Source organism: Paraburkholderia acidicola (assembly GCF_002362315.1).
Classification (GTDB): domain Bacteria; phylum Pseudomonadota; class Gammaproteobacteria; order Burkholderiales; family Burkholderiaceae; genus Paraburkholderia; species Paraburkholderia acidicola.
In genome coordinates, this window is sequence record NZ_MTZV01000004.1 from 133,471 (window position 1) to 155,849 (window position 22,379).

24 protein-coding genes are annotated in these 22,379 nt (G+C 62.1%); 12 read left to right on the forward strand and 12 right to left on the reverse strand.

Features of this window, described 5'->3' with window-relative positions:
* Nucleotides 1-151: 151 nt before the first annotated feature.
* Nucleotides 152-1,438, forward strand: a complete 1,287-nt coding sequence (locus BWP39_RS10815; protein WP_096719944.1) for a polyhydroxyalkanoate depolymerase — start codon at nucleotides 152-154, stop codon at nucleotides 1,436-1,438.
* Between the two features lie 81 nt (nucleotides 1,439-1,519).
* On the opposite strand, the gene BWP39_RS10820 is transcribed toward BWP39_RS10815, so the two are convergent.
* Nucleotides 1,520-2,152, reverse strand: coding sequence for a TetR/AcrR family transcriptional regulator (locus BWP39_RS10820; protein ID WP_096719946.1), 633 nt, complete (start codon nucleotides 2,150-2,152; stop codon nucleotides 1,520-1,522).
* Between the two features lie 325 nt (nucleotides 2,153-2,477).
* Here BWP39_RS10820 and rsxB point away from each other — a divergent pair, with 325 nt between their 5' ends.
* The 3 genes from rsxB (at nucleotide 2,478) to BWP39_RS10835 (ending at nucleotide 4,585) form a co-directional block, all read left to right on the forward strand.
* Nucleotides 2,478-3,398 carry an electron transport complex subunit RsxB gene (rsxB, locus tag BWP39_RS10825; protein WP_096719949.1) on the forward strand — a complete coding sequence of 307 codons (921 nt, stop codon included), beginning with the start codon at nucleotides 2,478-2,480 and terminating at the stop codon, nucleotides 3,396-3,398.
* Nucleotides 3,399-3,408: 10 nt separating this feature from the next.
* Entirely contained in the window at nucleotides 3,409-4,053 is a 645-nt protein-coding gene (gene nth / locus BWP39_RS10830) for an endonuclease III (protein WP_096719951.1), read from the forward strand.
* A gap of 97 nt (nucleotides 4,054-4,150) precedes the next feature.
* Nucleotides 4,151-4,585 carry a DUF1841 family protein gene (locus tag BWP39_RS10835; protein ID WP_096719953.1) on the forward strand — a complete coding sequence of 145 codons (435 nt, stop codon included), beginning with the start codon at nucleotides 4,151-4,153 and terminating at the stop codon, nucleotides 4,583-4,585.
* Between the two features lie 212 nt (nucleotides 4,586-4,797).
* Here BWP39_RS10835 and BWP39_RS10840 read toward each other — a convergent pair whose 3' ends face one another.
* Nucleotides 4,798-5,178, reverse strand: a complete 381-nt coding sequence (locus BWP39_RS10840; protein WP_096719955.1) for a c-type cytochrome — start codon at nucleotides 5,176-5,178, stop codon at nucleotides 4,798-4,800.
* A gap of 60 nt (nucleotides 5,179-5,238) precedes the next feature.
* A complete protein-coding gene (locus tag BWP39_RS10845; RefSeq protein WP_096719990.1) occupies nucleotides 5,239-5,607 on the reverse strand; it encodes a c-type cytochrome in 369 nt (122 codons plus the stop codon).
* Nucleotides 5,608-5,927: 320 nt separating this feature from the next.
* Here BWP39_RS10845 and BWP39_RS10850 point away from each other — a divergent pair, with 320 nt between their 5' ends.
* The 4 genes from BWP39_RS10850 to BWP39_RS10865 all read left to right on the forward strand — a co-directional run bounded on the left by BWP39_RS10850 (nucleotide 5,928) and on the right by BWP39_RS10865 (nucleotide 9,832).
* Nucleotides 5,928-6,770, forward strand: a complete 843-nt coding sequence (locus BWP39_RS10850; protein ID WP_096719992.1) for an AAA family ATPase — start codon at nucleotides 5,928-5,930, stop codon at nucleotides 6,768-6,770.
* 20 nt (nucleotides 6,771-6,790) lie between these two features.
* The gene (locus BWP39_RS10855) at nucleotides 6,791-7,966 is read left to right on the forward strand and encodes a vWA domain-containing protein (RefSeq protein ID WP_096719994.1); all 1,176 of its coding nucleotides are present in this window, start codon (nucleotides 6,791-6,793) and stop codon (nucleotides 7,964-7,966) included.
* Between the two features lie 249 nt (nucleotides 7,967-8,215).
* Complete coding sequence (gene tal / locus BWP39_RS10860; protein ID WP_096719996.1) at nucleotides 8,216-9,166, forward strand: transaldolase; 951 nt, start codon at nucleotides 8,216-8,218, stop codon at nucleotides 9,164-9,166.
* Between the two features lie 246 nt (nucleotides 9,167-9,412).
* Nucleotides 9,413-9,832, forward strand: a complete 420-nt coding sequence (locus BWP39_RS10865; RefSeq protein WP_096722424.1) for a VOC family protein — start codon at nucleotides 9,413-9,415, stop codon at nucleotides 9,830-9,832.
* A 12-nt stretch (nucleotides 9,833-9,844) separates the two neighbouring features.
* Here BWP39_RS10865 and BWP39_RS10870 read toward each other — a convergent pair whose 3' ends face one another.
* The 4 genes from BWP39_RS10870 to BWP39_RS10885 form a co-directional block, all read right to left on the reverse strand.
* On the reverse strand, nucleotides 9,845-11,083 hold the full coding sequence (locus tag BWP39_RS10870) for an FUSC family protein (protein WP_096719998.1): 1,239 nt from the start codon (nucleotides 11,081-11,083) through the stop codon (nucleotides 9,845-9,847).
* Nucleotides 11,084-11,207: 124 nt separating this feature from the next.
* Entirely contained in the window at nucleotides 11,208-12,758 is a 1,551-nt protein-coding gene (gene mctP / locus BWP39_RS10875) for a monocarboxylate uptake permease MctP (protein WP_096720000.1), read from the reverse strand.
* Entirely contained in the window at nucleotides 12,758-13,006 is a 249-nt protein-coding gene (locus BWP39_RS10880) for a DUF3311 domain-containing protein (RefSeq protein ID WP_096720002.1), read from the reverse strand. The genes mctP and BWP39_RS10880 overlap by 1 nt, the downstream gene beginning before the upstream one ends.
* Before the next feature lie 226 nt (nucleotides 13,007-13,232).
* Complete coding sequence (locus BWP39_RS10885) at nucleotides 13,233-14,144, reverse strand: LysR family transcriptional regulator (RefSeq protein ID WP_096720004.1); 912 nt, start codon at nucleotides 14,142-14,144, stop codon at nucleotides 13,233-13,235.
* Nucleotides 14,145-14,256: 112 nt separating this feature from the next.
* On the opposite strand from BWP39_RS10885, the gene BWP39_RS10890 reads away from it, so the two are divergent.
* Nucleotides 14,257-14,991 (forward strand): SDR family oxidoreductase, encoded by a 735-nt coding sequence (locus BWP39_RS10890; protein ID WP_096720006.1) that lies wholly within the window; start codon nucleotides 14,257-14,259, stop codon nucleotides 14,989-14,991.
* Between the two features lie 16 nt (nucleotides 14,992-15,007).
* On the opposite strand, the gene BWP39_RS10895 is transcribed toward BWP39_RS10890, so the two are convergent.
* Together BWP39_RS10895 and BWP39_RS10900 are read right to left on the reverse strand one after the other, a co-directional pair.
* Complete coding sequence (locus tag BWP39_RS10895; protein WP_096720008.1) at nucleotides 15,008-15,931, reverse strand: class I SAM-dependent methyltransferase; 924 nt, start codon at nucleotides 15,929-15,931, stop codon at nucleotides 15,008-15,010.
* A gap of 108 nt (nucleotides 15,932-16,039) precedes the next feature.
* Nucleotides 16,040-17,134 carry a porin gene (locus BWP39_RS10900; protein WP_096722426.1) on the reverse strand — a complete coding sequence of 365 codons (1,095 nt, stop codon included), beginning with the start codon at nucleotides 17,132-17,134 and terminating at the stop codon, nucleotides 16,040-16,042.
* Nucleotides 17,135-17,467: 333 nt separating this feature from the next.
* On the opposite strand from BWP39_RS10900, the gene BWP39_RS10905 reads away from it, so the two are divergent.
* From BWP39_RS10905 to BWP39_RS10915, 3 genes are all read left to right on the forward strand, one after another.
* Nucleotides 17,468-17,758 carry a DUF1330 domain-containing protein gene (locus BWP39_RS10905; protein WP_096720010.1) on the forward strand — a complete coding sequence of 97 codons (291 nt, stop codon included), beginning with the start codon at nucleotides 17,468-17,470 and terminating at the stop codon, nucleotides 17,756-17,758.
* Nucleotides 17,759-18,005: 247 nt separating this feature from the next.
* Complete coding sequence (locus tag BWP39_RS10910) at nucleotides 18,006-18,701, forward strand: P-loop NTPase family protein (protein ID WP_096720012.1); 696 nt, start codon at nucleotides 18,006-18,008, stop codon at nucleotides 18,699-18,701.
* An 82-nt stretch (nucleotides 18,702-18,783) separates the two neighbouring features.
* Nucleotides 18,784-19,062, forward strand: coding sequence for a YlcI/YnfO family protein (locus BWP39_RS10915; RefSeq protein ID WP_096720014.1), 279 nt, complete (start codon nucleotides 18,784-18,786; stop codon nucleotides 19,060-19,062).
* A gap of 31 nt (nucleotides 19,063-19,093) precedes the next feature.
* Here BWP39_RS10915 and BWP39_RS10920 read toward each other — a convergent pair whose 3' ends face one another.
* The 3 genes from BWP39_RS10920 to htpG all read right to left on the reverse strand — a co-directional run bounded on the left by BWP39_RS10920 (nucleotide 19,094) and on the right by htpG (nucleotide 22,354).
* Nucleotides 19,094-19,579, reverse strand: coding sequence for a DNA-deoxyinosine glycosylase (locus tag BWP39_RS10920; RefSeq protein ID WP_096720016.1), 486 nt, complete (start codon nucleotides 19,577-19,579; stop codon nucleotides 19,094-19,096).
* A complete protein-coding gene (locus BWP39_RS10925) occupies nucleotides 19,579-20,262 on the reverse strand; it encodes a chorismate--pyruvate lyase family protein (protein WP_096722428.1) in 684 nt (227 codons plus the stop codon). The genes BWP39_RS10920 and BWP39_RS10925 overlap by 1 nt, the downstream gene beginning before the upstream one ends.
* A gap of 193 nt (nucleotides 20,263-20,455) precedes the next feature.
* The gene (htpG, locus tag BWP39_RS10930; RefSeq protein ID WP_096720018.1) at nucleotides 20,456-22,354 is read right to left on the reverse strand and encodes a molecular chaperone HtpG; all 1,899 of its coding nucleotides are present in this window, start codon (nucleotides 22,352-22,354) and stop codon (nucleotides 20,456-20,458) included.
* Between the last annotated feature and the right edge of the window lie 25 nt (nucleotides 22,355-22,379).

A 22,379-nucleotide genomic window follows, 5' to 3' on the forward strand; every position in this document is an offset into this window, starting at 1 on the left:
CAATTGTTGCATTGCACAAACAGACGACGTCCGATATCATCTCCAGCCAATAACGGCCGATACCCTGTTGTCGTCAACCCCATTACGGCCCGCTCCAACGCTACGCGCGCGACGCGCAGCCTGTGCGAACCGTTCCAAAGCCGGAGCCCCCATGCTCTATCAGTTGCATGAATTCCAGCGCGCGATGCTGAGCCCGCTTACCGCCTGGGCCCAGGCTGCGTCGAAATCGTTCGCGAATCCCGCCAGCCCGCTTGCGTATGTTCCCGGCGCCACGCGCCTGTCCGCCGGCTACGAACTGCTGTACCGGCTCGGCAAGGACTACGAGAAGCCCGAATTCAATCTGCACCAGATCGTCAAGGACGGACACAACATTCCGATCGTCGAACAGACGATCATCGAAAAACCGTTCTGCCGCCTGCTGCGCTTCAAGCGCTACGCCGACGACAGCGACGCCGTCACGCAACTGAAAGACGAACCGGTCGTACTGGTCTGTGCACCGCTGTCCGGCCATCATTCCACGCTGCTGCGCGACACCGTGCGCACGCTGCTGCAGGATCACAAGGTCTACATCACCGACTGGATCGATGCGCGGATGGTGCCGCTCGAAAACGGCGCGTTCGGTCTCGACGACTACATCGCGTACATCCAGGAATTCATCCGCCATATCGGCGCGAAAGAGCTGCACGTCATCTCGGTCTGCCAGCCCACCGTGCCGGTGCTCGCGGCGATCTCGCTGATGGCGAGCCGCGGCGAAGACACGCCGCGCACGATGACGATGATGGGTGGCCCGATCGACGCCCGCAAGAGCCCGACTGCGGTGAATTCGCTGGCTACGCAGCGTTCGTTCGAATGGTTCGACAACAACGTGATCTACACGGTGCCGCCTAACTATCCGGGCGTCGGCCGCAAGGTGTATCCGGGCTTCCTGCAGCACACCGGCTTCGTCGCGATGAATCCGGAACGTCACGCGGCCTCGCACTGGGACTACTACCAGAGCCTGATGCGCGGCGACGAAGAAGATGCGGATGCACATCGCCGCTTCTACGACGAGTACAACGCCGTACTCGACATGGCCGCCGAATACTACCTGGAGACGATTCGCATCGTGTTCCAGGAATTCCAGCTTGCCGAGGGCACGTGGGTCGTGGACGGTGAGCCAGTGCGTCCGCAGGACATCAAGAAGACCGCGCTCTTCACGATCGAAGGCGAGCTCGACGACATCTCCGGTAGCGGCCAGACGCACGCTGCGCTCGATCTATGCAGCGGCATCGCGGCAAAGAACAAGCAGCAGTTCACCGCGGAAAAATGCGGCCACTACGGCATCTTCTCCGGTCGCCGCTGGCGCACGATCATTTACCCGCAGCTGCGTGACTTCATCCTCGCGCACAACAAGAGCACGAAGTCTTCGAAGAGCGAGAAGGAAAAAATCGAAGCGTAATTTTCGTCGCTTCGTTGCGGTAAACAGACGGCGCCCCGAGGGGCGCCGTTGTCATATGCGGCTCATATCCAGCGATAAGCGTTAGCGCCGCAACAGATAAGCCAGCAGGATGTCGGTATTCATCTGCACGATCTCGCTGCGCTCACCGGGCGCGCTGAAGTCGCGGCCGAGCGTCGCTTCGAGCGTGAAACGATTCGACACGCTGTAGTAGCCCATGCCCGACAGCGTCATATACAGGCGCAGCGGATCGACGTTCGTGCGAAACAGTCCGGCACGCTGCCCGCGTTCGAGAATGCTGCCGAGCGTGGCGACGATCGGCGAGATCATTTCGCGAATGCGCGTCGACTTCTTCATGTAGCGCGCTTCGTGCAGGTTCTCGTTGTTAATGAGACGCAGCAGTTCGGGATGGTCGCGATAGTAGTCCCAGACGAAATGCGCGAGCCGCGTGATGGCTTCGACGGGCGCAACGCCACCGAGATCGAGCGTGCGCTCCGCTTCGGTCAGTGCGGTGAATGCGTGTTCGAGTACTGCGGTGAAAAGCTGCTCCTTGCTACCGAAGTAGTAGTAGAGCATGCGTTCGTTTGTCTCCGCACGACGGGCAATCTGATCGACACGTGCGCCGAACAGACCTCCGTTTGCAAACTCTTCGGCCGCCGCGAGCAGGATGCGGCGCCGGGTGCCTTCAGGATCTCTTTTGATTTTCGGCTGATTCATGGTGGCATGTGCTTCGTGAGCCGCGTTTCCGGATCGCGCCGCCGGCCTCCTCGGACCGTGCACCGACAGCACTGTACGGGCGCGCCATGGTTGGGGGACACCCTCCTGCGGTCTTTCAAAAAAGCGCCTCGATTATGGCACATGGTTTGACGATGGCAATTGGGGAAATCGGCGATAATCCCGCTTTGGCCGAAGCGCTGCGGCGGCGCACAGCAGCACCGCCTGGCCTGCCCGGTGCAGGTCTCGGGCAGTCTCGCCGGATCCCTGCCGCGCATAATGGGTCCACGCCGCGCCCCAGCCCGTGGCCCGCCCCGACGTTGTCACCGTGACCGACTCCAGAACACTCGCAGACCGCATCGAAGATCTGCTGCCCCAGACGCAGTGCACGAAGTGCGGCTACGACGGTTGCCGTCCGTACGCCGAAGCAATCGCGCAAGGCACCGCAAACTACAACCAGTGCCCACCTGGCGGCGCCGAGGGCGTCGCGCGCCTCGCCACATTGCTCGGCAAGCGCGTTATCCCGATCAATCCTGTCAACGGTGTCGAACGCCCGCGGCCGATCGCGGTGATCGAAGAAAGTCTGTGCATCGGTTGCACGTTGTGCGCGCAGGCCTGTCCGGTCGATGCGATCGTCGGTGCGGCCAAGCAGATGCATACGGTCGTCGCCTCGCTATGCACCGGTTGCGACCTGTGCGTGCCGCCCTGCCCCGTCGACTGCATCGATATGCTCCCGGTCACCGGCGAACGTACCGGCTGGGACGCCTGGACCCAGCAGCAAGCCGACGATGCACGCGCGCATCACGACCAGCATACGGCGCGCCTCGCACAGGAGCGCGAAGCGGCCGAGGCGCGTGCAGCCGCGCGGCGCAACGCGAGCGGCGCGGCTGCACATGCAGCAGCAGACACAGACGCAGCAAGCGGCCGCGCGGCAGACACCAGTGCAACGGCAACGACCGCATCTGCAGGTGCGACATCCGCTGCAGCGAGCAGCCCCGACGACGCCGAAGCGAAAAAACGCGCGGTGATCCAGGCCGCGCTCGACCGCGCGCGCAAGAAGAAAGAAGAACTGGCCGCTCAGGGCCACGCGCCGAAGAACACCGCGAGCGTCAGCCCCGAAGTGCAGGCACAGATCGATGCGGCGGAAGCACGCCGTCGCCGGCTCGGCATTGCCGCGGGTGAAGATGCGTCGTCAGCCGCCGACAAAACCACCGGCGACAAATCCGACCTCCCTCCCACAAAGCGCTGACCGCCCCCGCATGAACGCGAACAAACGCCGCGCCATCTATGAAGCGCTCCAGAGCCTCAATCCGCATCCGACCACCGAGCTCGAATACACCACACCGTTCGAACTGCTGATCGCCGTGATGTTGTCGGCGCAAGCCACCGACGTGTCGGTGAACAAGGCGATGCGCAAGATGTTTCCGGTGGCGAACACGCCGCAGCAGATCGTGGCACTCGGCGAAGAAGGCGTGACCGGCTACATCAAGACGATCGGCCTGTTCCGGACCAAGGCGAAGAACGTCGTCGCGACCTGCCGCATCCTGCTCGAGCGCTACGACGGCGCGGTGCCGGCCGATCGCGAAGCGCTCGAAAGCTTGCCGGGGGTGGGTCGCAAGACGGCGAATGTCATCCTGAACACGGCATTCGGCCAGCCGACCATCGCCGTCGATACGCATATTTTCCGCGTCGCGAATCGCACCGGACTCGCGCCAGGCAAGGACGTGCGCGCAGTCGAAGCAGCGCTTGAGAAATTCACGCCCGAGGAATTCCGCCTCGACGCGCACCACTGGCTGATCCTGCACGGTCGCTACGTATGCAAGGCGCGTCGCCCCGAGTGCTGGCACTGCGTGATCGAGCCGCTCTGCGAATTCAGACCGAAAACGCCGCCACCAGACCTGTGAGCCCGACCCGGCACCCGCCTGCGTCGTGTGGCGCGGCGGCGTAAAATACGCGCTTGCCGCTGCATCGACAGCCGCCCCACTCTGCCCCCAGTCCACGATGTTCAATCCCAGCCGCGACGAAGTCCGACGCTTCTTCACCGACACCTGGCGCAAGCAGCGCGCAGGCGAAATCCTGACACCGCTCGAAGCGATCGCCGCCGACTGGATCGTCGAGCATCCCGAATACCATGCGGAACTCGCGGACGCCGACACCGCGGCGAGCCAGGATTACTCCCCCGAGGGCGGCAAGACCAATCCGTTCCTGCATCTGTCGATGCACCTCGCGATCAGCGAGCAACTGTCGATCGATCAGCCGCCAGGCATTCGCGCCGCACACGAACGCCTGGCGGCGCGCCTCGGCTCGACGCACGACGCGCAGCACGCGATCATGGAATGCCTCGGCGAAACGATCTGGGAAGCGCAGCGTACCGGCACACCGCCGGATACGGACGCGTATCTGGCGCGCATCGAACGACGCGCGTCGCGGGACTGAATCATCACGCCATCTGCATGTAAAGACCGGCCAGAAACGGCATGGGCTCCTCCGGTGCGGCAAAACGTCGCGCCTGTACGGCCACCCCAGTCTCGACACGCACCGCATCAACAGCGCGGCGCTGCATACCCTGAAAAGCAAACACCCCGCCGCAGCGGGGTGTTTGCTTTAACACAGAGCTATTCAAAGCCAGCCGTAGCCAGCGTCGCGCATTACTTCTTCTGCACGAGATCGCCGTTCAGCGATTCGATATAGGCGCCGAGGTCCTTCATATCGCTCGGCGACAGGCTCTGCACCTGAGCCTGCATGATCGGATTGCTGCGGCCGAGATGCGGATTGCTGGTGCCCATCTGATACTGCCTGAGCGCCCAAAAGATGTAATCAGCATGCTGACCCGCGAGCTTCGGATACTCCGGGCTCACCGGATTGTTCAAGCCGGGACCATGGCAGGACGCGCAGTTATGCGCATCGGCAATCACCTTGCCGTTGGCCGCATCGGCCGCGTAGGCTGCCGGCGCCGCGGCAAGGCCAAGCAGCGCAGCAGCGCATGCGGCCTTGAACACTGTGTGGAGTGCCTGTTGGGGCTTCTTCATGAATTCTCCTATCCCGCGAATGTGGGTAAACCGGATGACTGGACAGAAAGGCTCAGCCGGTCACTTGTCGGGATTGTTCTTCGAAGAGGATGTTTGCGCCGCGTAGTATGCCGCGATGTCGGCGATGTCCTGATCCGACAGCGAGGTCGCGATGGCGCGCATGGTTTCGAAATGACGGTCGCCCTTCTTGTAGGCGTGCAACGCGTTTTCAATGTACTGCCGGTTCTGCCCGCCAAGCTCGGGGACCCGGTAGACCTCCGGGTACGCGGTGCGGTAGCCGGGGATGCCGTGGCAGCCGATACACATCGCGACCTTGCCCTGGCCCGCTTTCGCGTTGCCCACGACGTCCGCTGCCTGCGCGGTGGCCGCGAAGCCCGCAAGCGCGAACAACGCTGCGATCACGACATGTTTGCCGACGAATTTATTCATAGCATGTAACCTGGCATGAGGGGAAACGGGCGCCCAAAAAAGGCAACGGCCTGCGCCGTTATTCTTGTTGAGATGCCACGCAGGCCAAAAAAATCGGGCTAATTGTACCGCGACGCTACGCCGGACGTCCACAGCGCGGGCGGGGCCATCGGTCGGCGTATTCCCGGAGTCGCACGCGTGACCCGGTCATCCGCCTGGCCGGCCGCAACCGGGCATGACACGCCGCACTGACCACCCGTTCGACACCCTACACGAGCTGGTTTCAGCACAAAAGGGCTTCTGACTTATACTGGACTTTTCCTCCCACAGAGCCTGTCGCCATGCGTTTCGAAGGTTCCTCGCAGTACGTCGCCACCGACGACCTCAAGCTCGCCGTCAACGCCGCCATGACATTGCGGCGCCCGCTGCTCATCAAGGGCGAGCCCGGCACCGGCAAGACGATGCTGGCCGAAGAGGTCGCCAGCGCGCTCGGCATGCCGCTCATGCAGTGGCACATCAAGTCCACGACCAAGGCGCAGCAGGGCCTCTACGAATACGACGCGGTCTCGCGGCTGCGCGATTCGCAACTCGGCGACGAGCGCGTGCAGGACATCCGCAACTACATCGTCAAGGGCGTGCTGTGGCAGGCGTTCGAGTCGGACCAGCAGACCGTACTGCTGATCGACGAGATCGACAAGGCCGACATCGAGTTTCCCAACGACCTGCTGCGCGAACTCGACCGCATGGAGTTCTATGTGTACGAGACGCGCGAACTGGTCAAGGCCAAGGAACGGCCGCTCGTCATCATCACGTCGAATAACGAAAAGGAACTACCCGACGCATTCCTGCGCCGGTGTTTCTTTCATTACATCAAGTTTCCCGAGCCGTCGACGATGCAGCAGATCGTCGAGGTGCACTACCCCGGCATCAAGCAGGAACTGCTGCGCGCAGCTCTTGAGAGTTTCTTCGCGCTGCGCAACGTGTCGGGTCTGAAGAAGAAACCATCCACGTCGGAACTGCTCGACTGGTTGAAGCTGCTGCTCGCGGAAGACATCCCGCCCGAAGCGCTGCGTTCGACGGATCACAAGCAGATCATTCCGCCGCTGCATGGCGCGCTGCTGAAAAACGAACAGGACGTGAGCCTGTTCGAGCGGCTGATCTTCATGAACCGCAACAACCGTTGATCATCCGCTGAGAGCCTCGCATGCTGATCGATTTCTTCTACACGCTGCGTTCCGCCAAACTGCCGGTGTCGGTGAAGGAATACCTGACGCTGCTCGAAGCGTTGAAGGCCAGCGTAATCGCGCCGTCGCTCGACGAGTTCTATTACCTCGCGCGCATGACGCTCGTGAAGGACGAACAATACTTCGACAAGTTCGACCAGGCGTTCGGCGCGTATTTCAACGGTATCGAGCAGAAGTCGGAACTGGCCTTCGACGTGCCGCTCGACTGGCTGAAGAAGAAACTGCAGCGCGACCTGTCGCCGGAAGAAAAAGCGCAGATCGAAGCGATGGGCGGGCTCGACAAGCTGATGGAGCGCCTGAAGCAGCTCTTCGAAGAACAGAAGGAGCGCCACGAAGGCGGCAGCAAGTGGATCGGCACTGGCGGCACGTCGCCGTTCGGCAACGGCGGCTATAACCCCGAGGGCATTCGCATCGGCGGTGAAGCGTCGGGTAATCGCTCGGCGGTCAAGGTGTGGGAAGCGCGCGCGTATCGCGACTACGACGATCAGGTCGAAATCGGCACGCGCAACATCAAGGTCGCGTTGCGTCGCCTGCGCCGCTTCGCGCGCGAAGGCGCCGCCGAAGAACTCGATTTGCCGGACACGATTCGCAGCACCGCCGCGAATGCGGGCTGGCTCGACATCAAGATGGTCCCCGAGCGGCACAACAACGTGAAGGTGCTGATGTTGCTCGATGTGGGTGGATCGATGGATGACCACATCAAGCGCACCGAAGAACTGTTCTCCGCCGCCAAGGCCGAATTCAAGCATCTCGAGTTCTACTACTTCCACAACTGCGTGTACGACTTCCTGTGGAAGAACAATCGCCGCCGCCACGCCGAGCGCACCGCGACGTGGGACGTGCTGCACAAGTTCACACCCGACTACAAACTGATCTTCGTCGGCGACGCGACCATGAGCCCTTACGAGGTCCTGCAGGCCGGCGGTTCCGTCGAATACAACAACGCCGAAGCCGGCGCGGTCTGGTTGCGCCGGCTCGCCGACCAGTTCCCGCATCACGCGTGGCTGAATCCGGAGCCGGAAGGGCTGTGGGAATACCGGCAATCGGTGGCGGTGATTCGCGAAGTGCTCGGCTACAAGATGTACCCGCTCACGCTCGCCGGGCTCGAAGCGTCGATGCGCGCGTTGAGCAAATAGGCGCCCCGTGCTGCGAAGTGGCCAATAAAGTGCCCCATCAAGCGCGCGGCAAACAGGCCCGCCTCTGCACAAGTCAAAAACACATCACCCGATCCGCCATAGAATAGAGGCCGGGAGCCGCGCTTCGCGGTAACATCGAACGCGATGCCACGTGAGCGCTTCGGGATGACCGGCAGGCACGCCTGCCGGTCATCGGTTCGGCAACATCACCCTTTTTGACCACGCGCCCACGCGCCTGGAAGGCCCGATATGACTACCGCACTCGATCAACTCAAGCAGTACACCGTCGTCGTCGCCGATACCGGCGACTTCCAGCAGCTTGCCCAGTACAAGCCGCGCGACGCAACCACCAACCCGTCGCTGATCCTCAAGGCCGTACAGAAGGACGACTACAAGCCGCTGCTCGAAAAAACCGTGCGCGACCACGCGTCGAAACCGGTCGGCGCGATCATCGACCGTCTGCTGATCGCGTTCGGCACCGAAATCCTGAAGATCATCCCGGGTCGCGTATCGACGGAAGTCGATGCACGGTTGTCGTTCGACACCCAGGCCTCGATCGACAAAGGTCGCGAAATCATCAAGCTGTATCAGGACGCCGGCATCGGCCGCGAACGCATCCTGATCAAGCTCGCGTCGACGTGGGAAGGCATCCGCGCCGCCGAGGTCCTGCAAAAAGAAGGCATCCATTGCAACATGACGCTGCTGTTCTCACTTGCCCAGGCGGCCGCCTGCGCGGAAGCGGGCGCACAGCTGATCTCGCCGTTCGTCGGCCGTATCTACGACTGGTACAAGAAGTCGGCGGGCAGCGCGTGGGATGAAGCCAAGGACGGCGGCGCGAACGATCCGGGCGTGAAGTCGGTGCGCCGCATCTATGGTTACTACAAGACGTTCGGTTACAAGACCGAAGTGATGGGCGCGAGCTTCCGCACGGTCTCGCAGATCACCGAACTCGCCGGTTGCGACCTGCTGACTATCAGCCCCGACCTGCTGCAAAAGCTGCAGGACAGCAACGACACGCTCGAGCGCAAGCTGCTACCGGACGCGAAAGATGCCGACGCAACGCGCGTAGCGGTCGACGAATCGTCGTTCCGCTTCCAGCTCAACGACGACGCAATGGCCACCGAAAAGCTCGCGGAAGGCATTCGTACTTTCGCCGCCGACGCGGTCAAGCTGGAAAAGCTGATCGAAGCGCTGCGTTAAACGTTACAGCGGCTTCTCCCCTGCGCCGCGCACGGTCTCACAGGCCGTGCGCGGTTTTTCTTTGTAGTTACCTGAAGTTACCCCGTGGTTTCCTCGTAGCAGCGCGCCTGCGTTTCGTACGAATCCCCACGCTACCTCCGAAGTTTCGTCACGGGACGTACCACGACGCAGCCTACAATCGTGGACTCGGATGCACGGTGCATCGACGCCGCGCATACCGTCACGTCAACGATCCAGGAGACGATCATGCACGTCCAGCCTTATCTGTTCTTCAATGGCCGCTGCGAAGAAGCGCTCGAGTACTACCGCGACAAGCTCGGAGCGCAGTTGCTGCTCAAGATGCACTTTCGCGATGCGCCGCCGAACCCCGACCAGCCGATCAACCCCGACATGGCGGACAAGGTCATGCATACGTCGTTTCAGATCGGTTCGACCACGCTGATGGCATCCGACGGCGACTGCAACGCTGCGGCGCCCCAGCCGGCAGGCTTCTCGCTGTCGCTGACCACCGACGACGCCGCCTCCGCGAAGCGCTACTACGACGCACTGGCGCAGGACGGCAAGGTAATGATGCCGTTCCAGGAAACCTTCTGGAGCAAGGGTTTCGGGATGCTGGTGGATCGCTTCGGCATTGCGTGGATGGTCTCCGCGCCGGAACATCAATAGCCGACGACGACCTTACTGCGGCGGCGCCGGTGCGGACGGCTTCGTGTGCCCGTCGATGTTCCAGTGCGCCTCGGTCTGCGCGAGCAGCGCGCGCAACTGCTCGACCTGCTCCGCAAGCCGCAGCCCGAGCCAGTACGGCCCCTGCAGGTCGGCGGGCAGATCGGGCTGCGGATCGGCCGGCAGGTTCGTCGCGGGATCGATCGGTGTGCTGCCGACCGTGTCTCGCGCCAGCGGCCGGTCCGGCATCCTGAAGCGCGTCGTCCCCGCGAAGCGCAACGCACGCGCCGTACCCAACAGCACGCCGCGCACCCGATGCCACTGCGGGCCGCACTGCTGCGCGAACGCAGCACGCGCCGCCGCGTCGACGTGCGTGAGCGTGCCGGTCGTCATCATCTCGAGCGCGCTCAGCATCGAACGATGCAGCCGCTGGATGTCTTCCAGCGTCGATTGCGGCACATCGATTTCCTTCGCCACCGACGGTATCAGCGCGCGCAACTGCACGAGCCGCGTGCCAAGCCGCAGGAACGTGCGGGTCTGCTCATCCGCGGACAACGCTGCAGTGTCCGCACTATCGGCACCAGCGCCCACCATCCGCGTATAGATGCGTGCGCATTCACGCAGGTTATCGGCAAGCAGATAGCGCCACGAGTACGTCGCATAGAGCGGCAACGCGAACGAAAACGCGAGTGCGATAACGATGCCGATCAGCACGTTCGCCGTGCGCCACAGGCCGACGTCGATGGCATTGTGGCCGTGGCCCGCGACGATCACCATCGTGATCGCAGTGAGCAGTGCAACGTAGCCCGCCTTGCCGATCGCATACCAGCTGCAGATACCTGCGATCACCGACATCAATAGATAAGTGAGCGGCAGGGAACCGACCAGATGCCCCTGGACGATCAGCCCAAGTCCAATCGTTGCGCCGAGCAGTGTGCCCGCCGCACGCTCGGCGGCTTTCTTGCGGATATTGCCCTGGTGCTGCAAACCGCCGATCACGACCAGCAATGTCACCGACGCCCAGACGCCGTTCGGAATGTTGATGCCGGTCGTGGCGAGAATCGACACGAGCATGGCGAGACCAACACGCACGCCGTGAATCAGCTTGGCGTGCCGGTAGCGATAGAACGGCGACGTCACGATGCGCCAGAGCCGCGCAACGCGCGAGCGCGGTGGGCGCGACGAGGGGGGCGCAGGCACCACAGGAGCGGCGGCAGAACTTGAACGATCAGGATCGGGATCGGGTGAAGCCATGAGGCGAACCGGTGACGCGTGGACGATAAGGCCAATTATCGCGCCCGGTAAAAGAAAAGCCCGCAACTTTCGTCGCGGGCCTGTATGCCTCGTGCTCAGCGACTCATCGCCGCTGCGCTAATGCTCAGCTTTCGACCACGTCCAGATAGTCCTCAGGCCGCGTGCGGTCTTCCGCACGTTTCATGCCGACCACCCGCACCAGCACGCTCACGACAACCGCGACCACGAGATTCACGATCAGCGACCACACCGCTGCATAGCCAGGAATCGCGAGATCGCCGATATGGATCGTATAGATCGAGCTCTTCAGGCTCAGCGATACGGCCATCCACGTGCCCACACCTATACCGACCGCCCAGCCGACCAGCAGGCCACGGTGGTCGAGCATGCGCGTATACAGACCGAGCACGATGGCCGGCAGCGTCTGGATGATCCAGATGCCGCCCAGCAACTGCAACTGGATCGCATACGTGAGCGGCAAGCCAAGGATGAACGCAACCGCGCCGACCTTGACGATCAGCGATACCAGCTTGGCGACGCCGGTTTCCTGCTCGTGGGTCATGTTGCGGTTGATGAACTCCTTGTGGATGTTGCGCGTGTACAGGTTAGCCGCCGCAATCGACATGATCGCCGCGGGCACCAGTGCGCCAATACCGATCGCCGCGAACGCGACGCCGACGAACCACGACGGGAAGAAGTGCAGGAACAGCGCGGGCACCGCGAAGTTCGGACCGAACGCCTTGAAGTACGGCGCGAACTCCGGCATGTCCTTCACACCGGACGCCAGCGCCATATAGCCGAGCAGCGCGAGCAGGCCGAGCACCAGCGAATACGCCGGCAGCATCGCCATGTTGCGGCGGATCGTATTGCCCGATTTCGACGACAACACCGCGGTGATCGAATGCGGATACAGGAACAGCGCGAGCGCCGAACCGACCGCGAGCGTTGCATACGCGCTATAGCCATTCAGGCTCGATGCATCGGGGGCCTTCAGCAGCAGCTTGGCCGGCGGCACCATGCTGAAGATGTGGCCGAAGCCGCCCATCTGCGCGGGAATCACGATGATCGCGACCGCGATCGTGATGTAGATCAGCAGATCCTTGACGACCGCGATCATCGCCGGCGCGCGCAGGCCCGACGTGTACGTGTAGGCCGCGAGAATCGCGAACGCGATGATCAAAGGCAGATCGCCAACGAAGCCCGTCGTATCGAAACCGAGCGCACCGATCACCACTTCGATACCGACCAGCTGCAACGCGATGTACGGCATCGTTGCGACGATGCCGGTGACGGCGATCGCCAGTGCGAGCATGCGGCTGCCATAGCGGGCGTTAACGAAGTCCGCGGAAGTCACATAGCCCTGGCGCTTCGCGATGCTCCACAGCTTCGGAAACACAACGAACGCGAACGGATAGATCAGGATCGTGTAGGGCAGCGCGAAGAAACCGGTTGCGCCCGCACCGAACACGAGCGCCGGCACCGCGACGAAGGTGTAAGCGGTATACAGGTCACCGCCCAGCAGGAACCACGTGACGATCGTGCCGAAGCGCCGGCCGCCCAGGCCCCACTCCTCAAGATGGGCAAGATCGCCGCGCCGCCAGTGCGCCGCGATAAAGCCGAGAATCGTCACGCCGATAAAGAACAGGACGAAAACGAAGGTTGCGGTGGTATTCATCATGCGCCGCCCCTCGTATTACCGTTATTGCCGTTGCCGGAACGGGTCTTGGTCTTGAAGTACACGACTGCGGTAATCACGGCGCTGATGAGCACCCACAGCAGCTGGTACCAGTAGAAAAACGGAAAGTCGAAAAGTTGCGGTTCGACCTTGTTGTAGGACGGCACCCAGATCATCGCGATCCATGGAAGCAACAACAGCCAGAGCCAGTGCCGGCCCGGCTTCTTCGCGTCGGCATCGTGAGCCATGACGTCTCCTCTTACCTTTTATTGAATTGTGGCCCGTGTCCGACGGGCACACGACCCGAGAATGGATAGCTCACGGGCTCCCCGAAAGCTTCGAAAGAGTATAGGAGTCACGAACGCGCGGTCAAGCCGGGGCGACCCGGACAAAGCCCGCCGGACAAGGGTGAGCGGTGCAGCATGTGGAACGCCGCAGGCGGCATCGGCAGATGCTTGCGGCGCACATCTCGCACTACGCTGCCGGTCCGTACAGCCCGGGAAGCAGCGGAAGCCGTGCAGCGAGGAACTGCAGCAGGGTCCGCGTACGCAGCGGTTGATAGCGGCGGGACGGATACACCAGGTGGACCGGCTGGGACGCCATTTGCCATTTGGGCAATAACCGAACGAGCGCCCCCGTGTCGATCAGATCCTGAACGAGCCACGCACCGGCGGTCCCCAGCCCCGCCCCGGCGAGAAAACACTGACGCAGCGCCAGCGAACTGTTCACGCGATAACGGCCTCCAACCTCGACGACCACTTTCTCCGCTGCACGGGAGAACTCCATCTGCGCGCCGAAACTGACGCCAGCAAAACGCAGGTACTCGTGCTTCACCAGGTCTTCGGGTCGGCGCACCTTCGGATTGCGCTCGATGTAGTCCGGCGACGCCACCAGCACACGCGGCGACGAGGCGATCTGGCGCGCCACGACATTCGGCGGAAGAACGCTGCCAAGCCGTATCGCCACATCGACACCTTCCTCGACCAGATCGACCACCCGGTCGTTGAGGATCAGTTCGATCTCGATCTCGGGATACTGCGCGAGAAATTCGAGGAACAACCCGTTGAGATGCAACTCGCCCAGGCCCACCGGCGCATTGACGATCAGCGTACCGGCGAGGCGTTGCGTGCGGCCTTGTGCATCCGCCACGGCGTCGACGTATTCCTCGATCACGCGCTTGCTGCGTTCGTAGAACCGCTTGCCCTCCTCGGTCGGCGTCAGGCTCGTCGTCGTTCTTTCGAGCAACCGGACGCCAAGGCTACGTTCGAGCGCAGCGATGATCTTGCTCATCGTCGGCTGGCTCATGTCTTCTTCGCGCGCCGCGGCCGAAAAACTGCCTAGCTCGACCACCCGCGTGAATAACCGCATCGATTGAAGTGAATCCAAGTCATTCCCCTATGGCATGGGTTATATGCAATTCTCGCGCGTTCCTGTGCCTGGTGGAATGACATAACGTTCGTCCGGCTCTTTCACCTCTCACAACGAACAGGGATACCCGATGAACACCGCAACGCAAACCTCGCTCGATGGCGCTCATGTTGTTGTATTCGGCGGCAGTACCGGCATTGGATTCGCGACCGCCCAGGCCGCGAAGGCACAGGGCGCCGAGGTGACGCTCGTGGGACGAACGCGCGCCAGGCTCGATGCTGCGGGCAGCGCACTCGGCGGCGCGGCAACGGCGGTTGCCGACATGATGGACAGAGGCAGCGTCGAAGCCGTCTTTGCCGGCATGACGCGGGTCGATCATCTCGTGATCACGGCCGGCAGCCTGCGCACGGGCAAGCTGGCCGATACCGATCCGGATGTTTTGCTGGCTGCGCTCAGTGAGCGCATCGCGGGGCCGCTCTATGCGATCAAAGCGGCCTTGCATCTGATGTCGCCCACAGGATCGATCGTGCTGACCGGTGGTCAGTTATCCGATCGTCCGTCGGGCAACGGCACATCGGTGATTGCCGCGGCCGTGCGTGGCGTGGAAGCGTTCGCGCGCTCGCTTGCGCTCGAACTCCAGCCGATCCGCGTCAACGTCGTTTCGCCGGGTTACGTCGATACGCCGCTGTTCGACGCGTTCGGCGCAGAAGGCCGCGCTGCGATTCTCGAGCAGGCTGCGCGTGCGTTGCCCGGCGGCCGGATCGGGCGTGCAGACGAAGTCGGCGACGCAATCGTCTTCCTGCTGCGCAACGCCTACGTCAACGCCGAAGTGCTGCACATCGACGGCGGCGGCCGCTTCGTCTGAAGCGACATTTTACCGATCAGATCGAAAACGTAACGTCCTGCCCCGACGATTCCTTCAGCCCCTTCACCCACTTGCGGGCCGGCAGGTCGAGCTTCTTCTCGATCAGCTTCGCGCGCTGCTGCAACTGTGCGAACGGCACGTCGAGCGCCGGGCCCGAGAATGCGAGCGCAATGCGGTTGCCTTCGTGCACCTCGGGCAGCGCGATCACGCGACCTTCGAAGGCTTCGTTCAGACGCTTCATGTTGCGCACGAAGCTCGGATGATCGCCGAACAGGTTGATAGTCGCGATGCCTGCATCGGCAAGGCACGCCCGCACCGCGCGATAGAACGCAACGCTGTCGAGCACCGGGCCGCGCGCGGTCGCATCGTAGACGTCGATCTGCAGCGCACCGATCGTGCCGTGGTTCGCGCGATCGTTGACGAAGTCCCATGCGTCGGTTTCGTGCACCGTGAGGCGCGCGTCGTCGGACGGCAGTTCGAACATCGTGCGCGCAGCGACGACGACGGCCGGATTCAGTTCGACGGCTTCAACCTGCGCGCGCTTCAGAAAGCGATGCGCGAACTTCGTCAGCGCAGCGGCGCCGAGACCGAGTTGCACGATACGGCGCGGCGTTTCGAGAAACAGCAGCCAGGCCATCATCTGCTGCGCGTATTCGAGTTCGAGATGCTGCGGCTTTTTCAGGCGCATTGCGCCTTGCACCCATTCGGTACCGAAGTGCAGATAGCGCACACCGCCCTCTTCCGAGAACGTCACCGGAGCGAAACGCGGCTTGCGCGGCACGTCGATCTTCGGCGCGCGGTCCAGCGCTTCGTCGAATGCTTCGTCGCGCGATGCACGCGGCTTCGTGCGTGCGATTTTCTGCCGGGTTTGCGCGAGTTCGTTCTGGTTGCGGCGGAAGGCGCGCGCTTCGGCTGAAGCACGTTTGATGAGTTTGGTCATGAAAGGGGGTGTGCCGGAGGCGTAATTTTTAGTCGAACGAGAGCATAGCATCTCGCGTCCGACCCACCCCGTACCGCCCGGCTTGCGCCGGGCTGTCTTGACGCGATGTCAGAACCGGTGGCGAATGCCCACGGTTGCGGTGGCCTGGCGGTTGGAGCTGGAATCCCCCGTGGCCGAGCCGATGACGGCAACCGCCGGCGTGCCCGCCGGGTCCTGCTTGCCCGATGCGGCCGTGTAAGCCACCCACGCGTACAGATCGGTACGCTTGCTCAGCGAATAATCCGCTGCAACGGCGAACTGGTTGTACTTCGCCGACGAGCTGCCGCTCGACTTCAGATACACATAGCCGACCTGGGTCTGCAGCGCCGGTGTCGCCTGCCACACGGCATAAACCGAAGCCGTGTTGTACTTTTCTGCGCGCGTGAAGGTCGAGTTTGCGTCTCTCGTGTATTCCGCGTAGCTGTAGTAACCGCCCAGTGTCACCGAACCGAAAATATAGTTACCGGCGATACGCGCATCGTTGATCGACGCAGCGGTGGAATACGCACCGTTAACCGACGTGTTGAACAGCGAATCCCAGGTCGTGGTGCCGCGGTTCGCGCCGCTGCCGTTGCTGATGTGAAAGTAGCCTGCGGCCACGTTGACGGGACCCGAGGTATACGCAGCGGCTGCGGCATAGCTCTGACCCGATCCGGTTGAACCGGCCACGCCACCCAGCGAGTACATGAGTTCAAACTGGAAACCGTACAAGGACGGTGACGCGTACTTGAGCGAGTTATTGACGCGCGCGCTGTTGTCGGAGTTGTCGATATCGCCCGGCGAGATGAAGATGCCACCGAGGAAACCATCGCCCTGGAACGGCTGAATCAGGTCGACCAGCGGATCGTATTGACGACCGGCCGTGAGCGTCCCCCACTTGTCGCTGCTCAGGCCAACAAACGCCTGGCGGCCAAACTCCCGGCTACCTTGACCCAGCTTGCCGTTCGTCGAGTTAAAACCGTTCTCCAACTGGAAGACGGCTTTCAGACCACCGCCGAGATCTTCGGAGCCTTTCAGGCCCCAGCGGCTACCGGACTCGTTGCCCGACGTCATGCCGACGAAGCGGCCGCCGCCCTGGTTGGACACGTAGGTCAGGCCGGTATCGATGATGCCGTACAGCGTTACGGTATTTTGTGCATGAGCAATGCCGCTGATGCCAAGCATTGCCAGAGTCAGGGTAGTCAGTGTGGTCTTCACGAGCGCGTCCTTGGTTTTTTAGTGAAAGGGCGGAGCGCAGAATAACCGTGAACGAACCTCTGACAATAAAGTTGTTGGGTAAACGCAACCTGATTTTTATTTAAATGAAAGTATGTTTGAAAGTGATTTGTCACAGTGACAAAGCGAGGATCGAGGGTATTCCCTGCCGGTCGCGCATTGCCGTTGCGTCACCTGACGCAAGGCGCGCACGAGTGCCTGCGCCACCCTTCACGCCCTGAACGTGCCACCGTTTCGTGGCATCATCACACGCACCTTCACACCGCTGCAGGAGCGTACGACATGGCGACTTACATGGTTTTCACACGGGAAAGCACGCAGGATCAAGCGGAACTCGACACTTACATGCGCAAGGTCGGCGAGACCTTCAAAGGTCACCCGGTCAAGGTTCTCGCCGCTTACGGCCCGCAGCAGGTACTCGAAGGCGATGCGCCGGAGGGGGTCGTGATCGTCGAGTTTCCATCGACGGCAGAAGCGCGGGCCTGGTACGACAGCCCGGCCTATCAGGAGGTCGTGCAGCATCGCTTCAAGGGATCGCGTTATCGCGCGGTGCTCGTCGAAGGCGTGCGTTAAGCGCCTTAAAAGGTTCGCTCCGGCCGCTCCCGGCGCGAATTTTCCCCATACCGATTCGCGACTCCGATTGCTCTCCGGTTGCTAGCTGATCGGGTCGATGCCGTATTCCATTCGACACGATGACTCACTGCACGGCGCACGGCGGGCACACCATTTTTTTCCGTGTAGCCTGTTTCACGGCTGCGTCATCGAAACGTGACACTTTCATCTTCGGCCAGATCGACTCCACAACAAAGGACCTGTAGAAATGAGCTACATCCACTTCATTGGTGGGGAAAAAGGTGGCGTCGGCAAATCGCTTGTCGCCCGTGTGCTGGCCCAGCATTTCATCGATCGGAACGTGCCCTTCCTGGGCTTCGACACCGACAAGTCGCATGGTGCGCTGTTACGGTTTTATTCCGACTATGCAGCACCGGTCGCGACTGACCGGCACGACAGTCTCGATCCGATCATCGAACACGCGCTCGAAGATCCGCAGCGGCGCATTCTGGTCGACCTCGCGGCCCAGACGCAGCACTCGCTTGCCACATGGCTCGACGATTCCGATGTGATCGCGCTCGCAGAAGAACACGGGCTCACGCTGACCTGGTGGCATGTCATGGATACCGGGCGCGATTCGGTGGATCTGTTGCGGCAGTGGCTCGATCAGTTTGGCGGACGCGTGAAACTGGTGCTCGTCCTCAACGAACTGCGCGGCGATCGCTTCGAGATTCTGAACGCATCCGGCGAGCGCGAGCGCGCCGAAGCGCTGGGAGCAGATGTGATTTCGCTGCGTCGTTTACCGGATACGACGATGCAGAAAATCGATCGGCATAGTGCGAGCTTTTGGGCCGCGGTCAATCATCCGGATCGTGACAGCGTCGGGTTCGGGGTGCTAGAGCGGCAGCGCGTGAAGGTGTGGTTGCAGCGCGTGCATGGGGAGATGGGTAGGCTTGCTTTGTAGGCGCTGAACCGACCCGGTTGAGTTGCACTAGCCCGGTCGGCGACGGACAATGCACTGCAATTGCAATGCCGCAGGAGCCGTGATGAAATCCGCCACCTTTCCATCCATCCGGGTTGAACCAGAACTGCGCGATACCGCCGAAAGTGTCCTCGGTGAAGGAGAAACGCTGGCGGATTTCGTCGTGCAATCGATCCGGGAAGGCATCGAACGCCGTCGGAACCAAAGCAAGTTCATTGCCCGCGGCATCGCCTCGCGCGAAGCGGTTCGATGTACCGGCGACTATCTCCCCGCGTCCGAAGTGCTGCAGACACTGAAACGGCGGCTCGACGCCGTTCGCGATACGAAGCCAATACCTCGATGACCTACGAGGTCCGGTTTACGCGGGCAGCATTCTATTGCCGCAGCTGCCGCCAAAACACCAGCTTCTCCGCGTAGGGAACCGAAGCATGTGCGGGACTGCTCGACGGCAGACGTAGAAGCCGATACCGTTCCGCGCGTTCACCCAGCGATTTCACGCCGATTCTGGCCGCGGTCCCGCCATTGAAGGCAATCGTGTCCAGACTCGGCAACGTATCGATAAGAGCAATCAGATCGTTACTGGCATGGTCCCGTATCCGGCTATCCAGACTTCCAACGCGCTGCGCTTCAGCAACGACATCCCATAACCCGATGTGATGTTCGAGCAACGCATCGAGCCGAGCGTGATAGTCCATACCCACCAGATCCCGTTCGATCACATCACCGACAAGAAGCCAGAACTTGTTCTGCTTGTGCGCGTAGTACTGCGACTGCGCCAACGACACTTCCCCCGGCAGGCTACCCAGCACCAGCACCCGCGTGTTTGCATCGACGACCGGCGGGAAGCAACGCTTCTGCATCAGGAACCCTCGCCCTGGCGAGCGTCCCGCGGCGGCACTGCGTGGTGAGCACGCGATGCCGTATGCCCAACCGCACGTCCATGGTCGCGCGAATGCGTCTGCGCGCGCTCGACATGCCCTTGCGACCTGGCGGCGAGATGTCGCCACAGCGCAGGCAACATGCACTCGGTGACCATCAGCGGTGCACCGTATCGTTCGAACACCGAGCGACGCGCAACCAGCGCATGCGGCAACACCTCCTCGCTCGCCTGCGCTGCCAGCCGATACAGCGGATGCCGCGCAACCAGCTTACGGTTCACAAGCGACGAGCGCGCAACCGTGCTGTCGCTATACAGCAGCTCGGCGAGCGGGCGCGTGCGCAGCCGCCGAATCGACTTCCACACACCGACGCTCGCGGCAAGCGGCACGATGCTATGCGCGGCGACGAACGGCAGGCCATCCACTGAGAGCACCACTTCGCGCACCCACACCGGCGCGCGCTGCACAACCGCGAGCGCCGTATGTTCATCGACCCACGGTTGCGCGACTGCCTCACGCGTGACGCGCACGGCCACCTCGCCGAGCGTGCGCAGATGCGCGGTCAGCGAGCCGCCGCGCGTGAGCCAGTCTTTCTGATCGGTACTGAAACAGGGCAGCGGCGTGACGCGCCAGTGCGCGTCGGCTGCATCGAAACGAAGGATCATGGCCGCCATTATAGGGTGACCGCCTGGGCGCGCGCAGCGAACGCGACGCTGTCGAACACACTCGCACGTACGCGATCGATACAAAAAACGCTGCCCCTGGGGCAGCGTTTTCGAAGTACAGCAGATCGACGAAGCTCACGTCACGAGCGGCGCGGAGCGGCACAACGCGTCCGCTCCGCTTAAGACATGACGCTCAACCCGCCCGCGCCAGCAGCAACGCGTTGGTCCGCTTCACGAAGCTCGCCGGATCGTCGAGCGAGCCGCCTTCAGCGAGCAACGCCTGATCGAACAACAGATGACACCAATCAGCGAAATCAGCATTCTCCGCATGCAGCCCCTTCACCAGCGCGTGCTCCGGATTGACTTCGAGGATCGGCTGCGCGGCCGGTGCGTTCTGCCCCGCGGCCTTCAGCATGCGTTGCAGATAGCCGCTCATATCGCCATCGTCGGCAACGAGGCATGACGGCGAATCGGTCAGACGGAACGTGAGCCGCACGTCCTTCGCCTTGTCCTTCAGCGCTTCCTTCATCCGTTCCACGAGCGGCTTCAGTTCCTCGCCGACCTTTTCCTGAGCTTCTTTCTCCTCGTCGTTCAGCGCGCCCAGGTCGAGGTCACCACGTGCAACGCTAGCCAGCGGCTTGCCATCGAACTCGTTCAGATACGACAGCATCCACTCATCGACGCGATCGGTGAGCAGCAGCACTTCGACGCCCTTCTTGCGGAACACTTCGAGATGCGGGCTGTTCTTCGCGGCCTGGAGTGTATCGGCGGTGACGTAGTAGATCTTCGTCTGCTCGGGCTTCATCCGCGCGACGTAATCGGCAAGCGCGACGTTCTGCTCGGCGGTATCGGCGTGCGTCGATGCAAAGCGCACCAGTTTCGCCACGCGTTCACGGTTCGCGGAGTCTTCGCCGACACCTTCCTTCAGCACCTGGCCGAACTCATTCCAGAACGTCTTGTACTTGTCCTTGCCGGCATCGTCCTCGGCGTTCGCGAATTCTTCGAGCATCGACAGCGTGCGCTTCGTCACGCCTTCGCGGATCGCCTTCACATCGCGGCTTTCCTGCAGGATTTCGCGCGAGACGTTAAGCGGCAGATCGCTCGAATCGACCACGCCCTTCACAAAGCGCAGATACGACGGCAGCAATTGCTCCGCTTCGTCCATGATGAAGACGCGCTTCACGTACAGCTTCAGCCCGCTGCGATGATCGCGGTTCAACATATCGAACGGCGCGCGCGCAGGCACATACAGCAGTTGCGTATATTCGCTGCGACCTTCGACGCGGTTATGCGTCCAGGCAAGCGGATTCTCGTGATCGTGCGCGAGATGCTGATAGAACTGCTGATACTGCTCGTCGGTGATGTCGTTCTTCGCGCGCGTCCACAGTGCGCTGGCCTGATTGACGGTCTCGTCTTCGTCCTTCGCGACCATCTCGCTCTTTTCCGCGTCCCACTCTTCCTTCTGCATCAGGATGGGCAGCGCGACGTGGTCCGAATACTTCTGGATGATCGATTTCAGTCGATACGACGACAGCAGCTCGTCTTCTTCAGGGCGCAGATGCAGCGTGATCGTCGTACCGCGTGCGGCACGCTCGATCGTTTCTACCGCGAAATCGCCTTCGCCTGCGCTTTCCCAGCGCACGCCTTCGCTGGCGGGCACACCCGCGCGACGGGTTTCGACCGTGATGCGGTCGGCGACGATGAAGCCCGAATAGAAACCGACACCGAACTGGCCGATCAGCGCCGCATCTTTCTGCTGATCGCCGGACAGCTTGCCGAAGAACTCCTTGGTGCCCGAGCGCGCGATCGTGCCGAGATTCGAGACCGCTTCGTCGCGGCTCATGCCGATACCGTTGTCGTCGAGCGTGATGGTGCGTGCAGCCTTGTCGAACGACACGCGAATGCGCAAGGTCGGATCGTTCTCGTACAACGCAGCGTTTTCGATCGCTTCGAAGCGCAGCTTGTCGGCCGCATCGGATGCGTTCGAAATCAGCTCGCGCAGGAAAATTTCCTTGTTGCTGTACAGCGAATGAATCATCAGGTGGAGAAGCTGTTTCACTTCTGCCTGAAAGCTCATGGTTTCCTGGGCCATGTCGGACTTCCTCTGTGTATTGCTG

Excerpts from the sequence above, each read along its gene's own strand:
- BWP39_RS10815 (WP_096719944.1), top strand. The coding sequence starts at position 152 with ATGCTCTATCAGTTGCATGAATTCCAGCGCGCGATGCTGAGCCCGCTT.
- BWP39_RS10820 (WP_096719946.1), bottom strand. The coding sequence starts at position 2,152 with ATGAATCAGCCGAAAATCAAAAGAGATCCTGAAGGCACCCGGCGCCGC.
- nth (WP_096719951.1), top strand. The coding sequence starts at position 3,409 with ATGAACGCGAACAAACGCCGCGCCATCTATGAAGCGCTCCAGAGCCTC.
- BWP39_RS10835 (WP_096719953.1), top strand. The coding sequence starts at position 4,151 with ATGTTCAATCCCAGCCGCGACGAAGTCCGACGCTTCTTCACCGACACC.
- BWP39_RS10840 (WP_096719955.1), bottom strand. The coding sequence starts at position 5,178 with ATGAAGAAGCCCCAACAGGCACTCCACACAGTGTTCAAGGCCGCATGC.
- BWP39_RS10845 (WP_096719990.1), bottom strand. The coding sequence starts at position 5,607 with ATGAATAAATTCGTCGGCAAACATGTCGTGATCGCAGCGTTGTTCGCG.
- BWP39_RS10850 (WP_096719992.1), top strand. The coding sequence starts at position 5,928 with ATGCGTTTCGAAGGTTCCTCGCAGTACGTCGCCACCGACGACCTCAAG.
- BWP39_RS10855 (WP_096719994.1), top strand. The coding sequence starts at position 6,791 with ATGCTGATCGATTTCTTCTACACGCTGCGTTCCGCCAAACTGCCGGTG.
- tal (WP_096719996.1), top strand. The coding sequence starts at position 8,216 with ATGACTACCGCACTCGATCAACTCAAGCAGTACACCGTCGTCGTCGCC.
- BWP39_RS10865 (WP_096722424.1), top strand. The coding sequence starts at position 9,413 with ATGCACGTCCAGCCTTATCTGTTCTTCAATGGCCGCTGCGAAGAAGCG.
- BWP39_RS10870 (WP_096719998.1), bottom strand. The coding sequence starts at position 11,083 with ATGGCTTCACCCGATCCCGATCCTGATCGTTCAAGTTCTGCCGCCGCT.
- mctP (WP_096720000.1), bottom strand. The coding sequence starts at position 12,758 with ATGAATACCACCGCAACCTTCGTTTTCGTCCTGTTCTTTATCGGCGTG.
- BWP39_RS10880 (WP_096720002.1), bottom strand. The coding sequence starts at position 13,006 with ATGGCTCACGATGCCGACGCGAAGAAGCCGGGCCGGCACTGGCTCTGG.
- BWP39_RS10890 (WP_096720006.1), top strand. The coding sequence starts at position 14,257 with ATGAACACCGCAACGCAAACCTCGCTCGATGGCGCTCATGTTGTTGTA.
- BWP39_RS10895 (WP_096720008.1), bottom strand. The coding sequence starts at position 15,931 with ATGACCAAACTCATCAAACGTGCTTCAGCCGAAGCGCGCGCCTTCCGC.
- BWP39_RS10900 (WP_096722426.1), bottom strand. The coding sequence starts at position 17,134 with ATGCTTGGCATCAGCGGCATTGCTCATGCACAAAATACCGTAACGCTG.
- BWP39_RS10905 (WP_096720010.1), top strand. The coding sequence starts at position 17,468 with ATGGCGACTTACATGGTTTTCACACGGGAAAGCACGCAGGATCAAGCG.
- BWP39_RS10910 (WP_096720012.1), top strand. The coding sequence starts at position 18,006 with ATGAGCTACATCCACTTCATTGGTGGGGAAAAAGGTGGCGTCGGCAAA.
- BWP39_RS10915 (WP_096720014.1), top strand. The coding sequence starts at position 18,784 with ATGAAATCCGCCACCTTTCCATCCATCCGGGTTGAACCAGAACTGCGC.
- BWP39_RS10920 (WP_096720016.1), bottom strand. The coding sequence starts at position 19,579 with ATGCAGAAGCGTTGCTTCCCGCCGGTCGTCGATGCAAACACGCGGGTG.
- BWP39_RS10925 (WP_096722428.1), bottom strand. The coding sequence starts at position 20,262 with ATGATCCTTCGTTTCGATGCAGCCGACGCGCACTGGCGCGTCACGCCG.
- htpG (WP_096720018.1), bottom strand. The coding sequence starts at position 22,354 with ATGGCCCAGGAAACCATGAGCTTTCAGGCAGAAGTGAAACAGCTTCTC.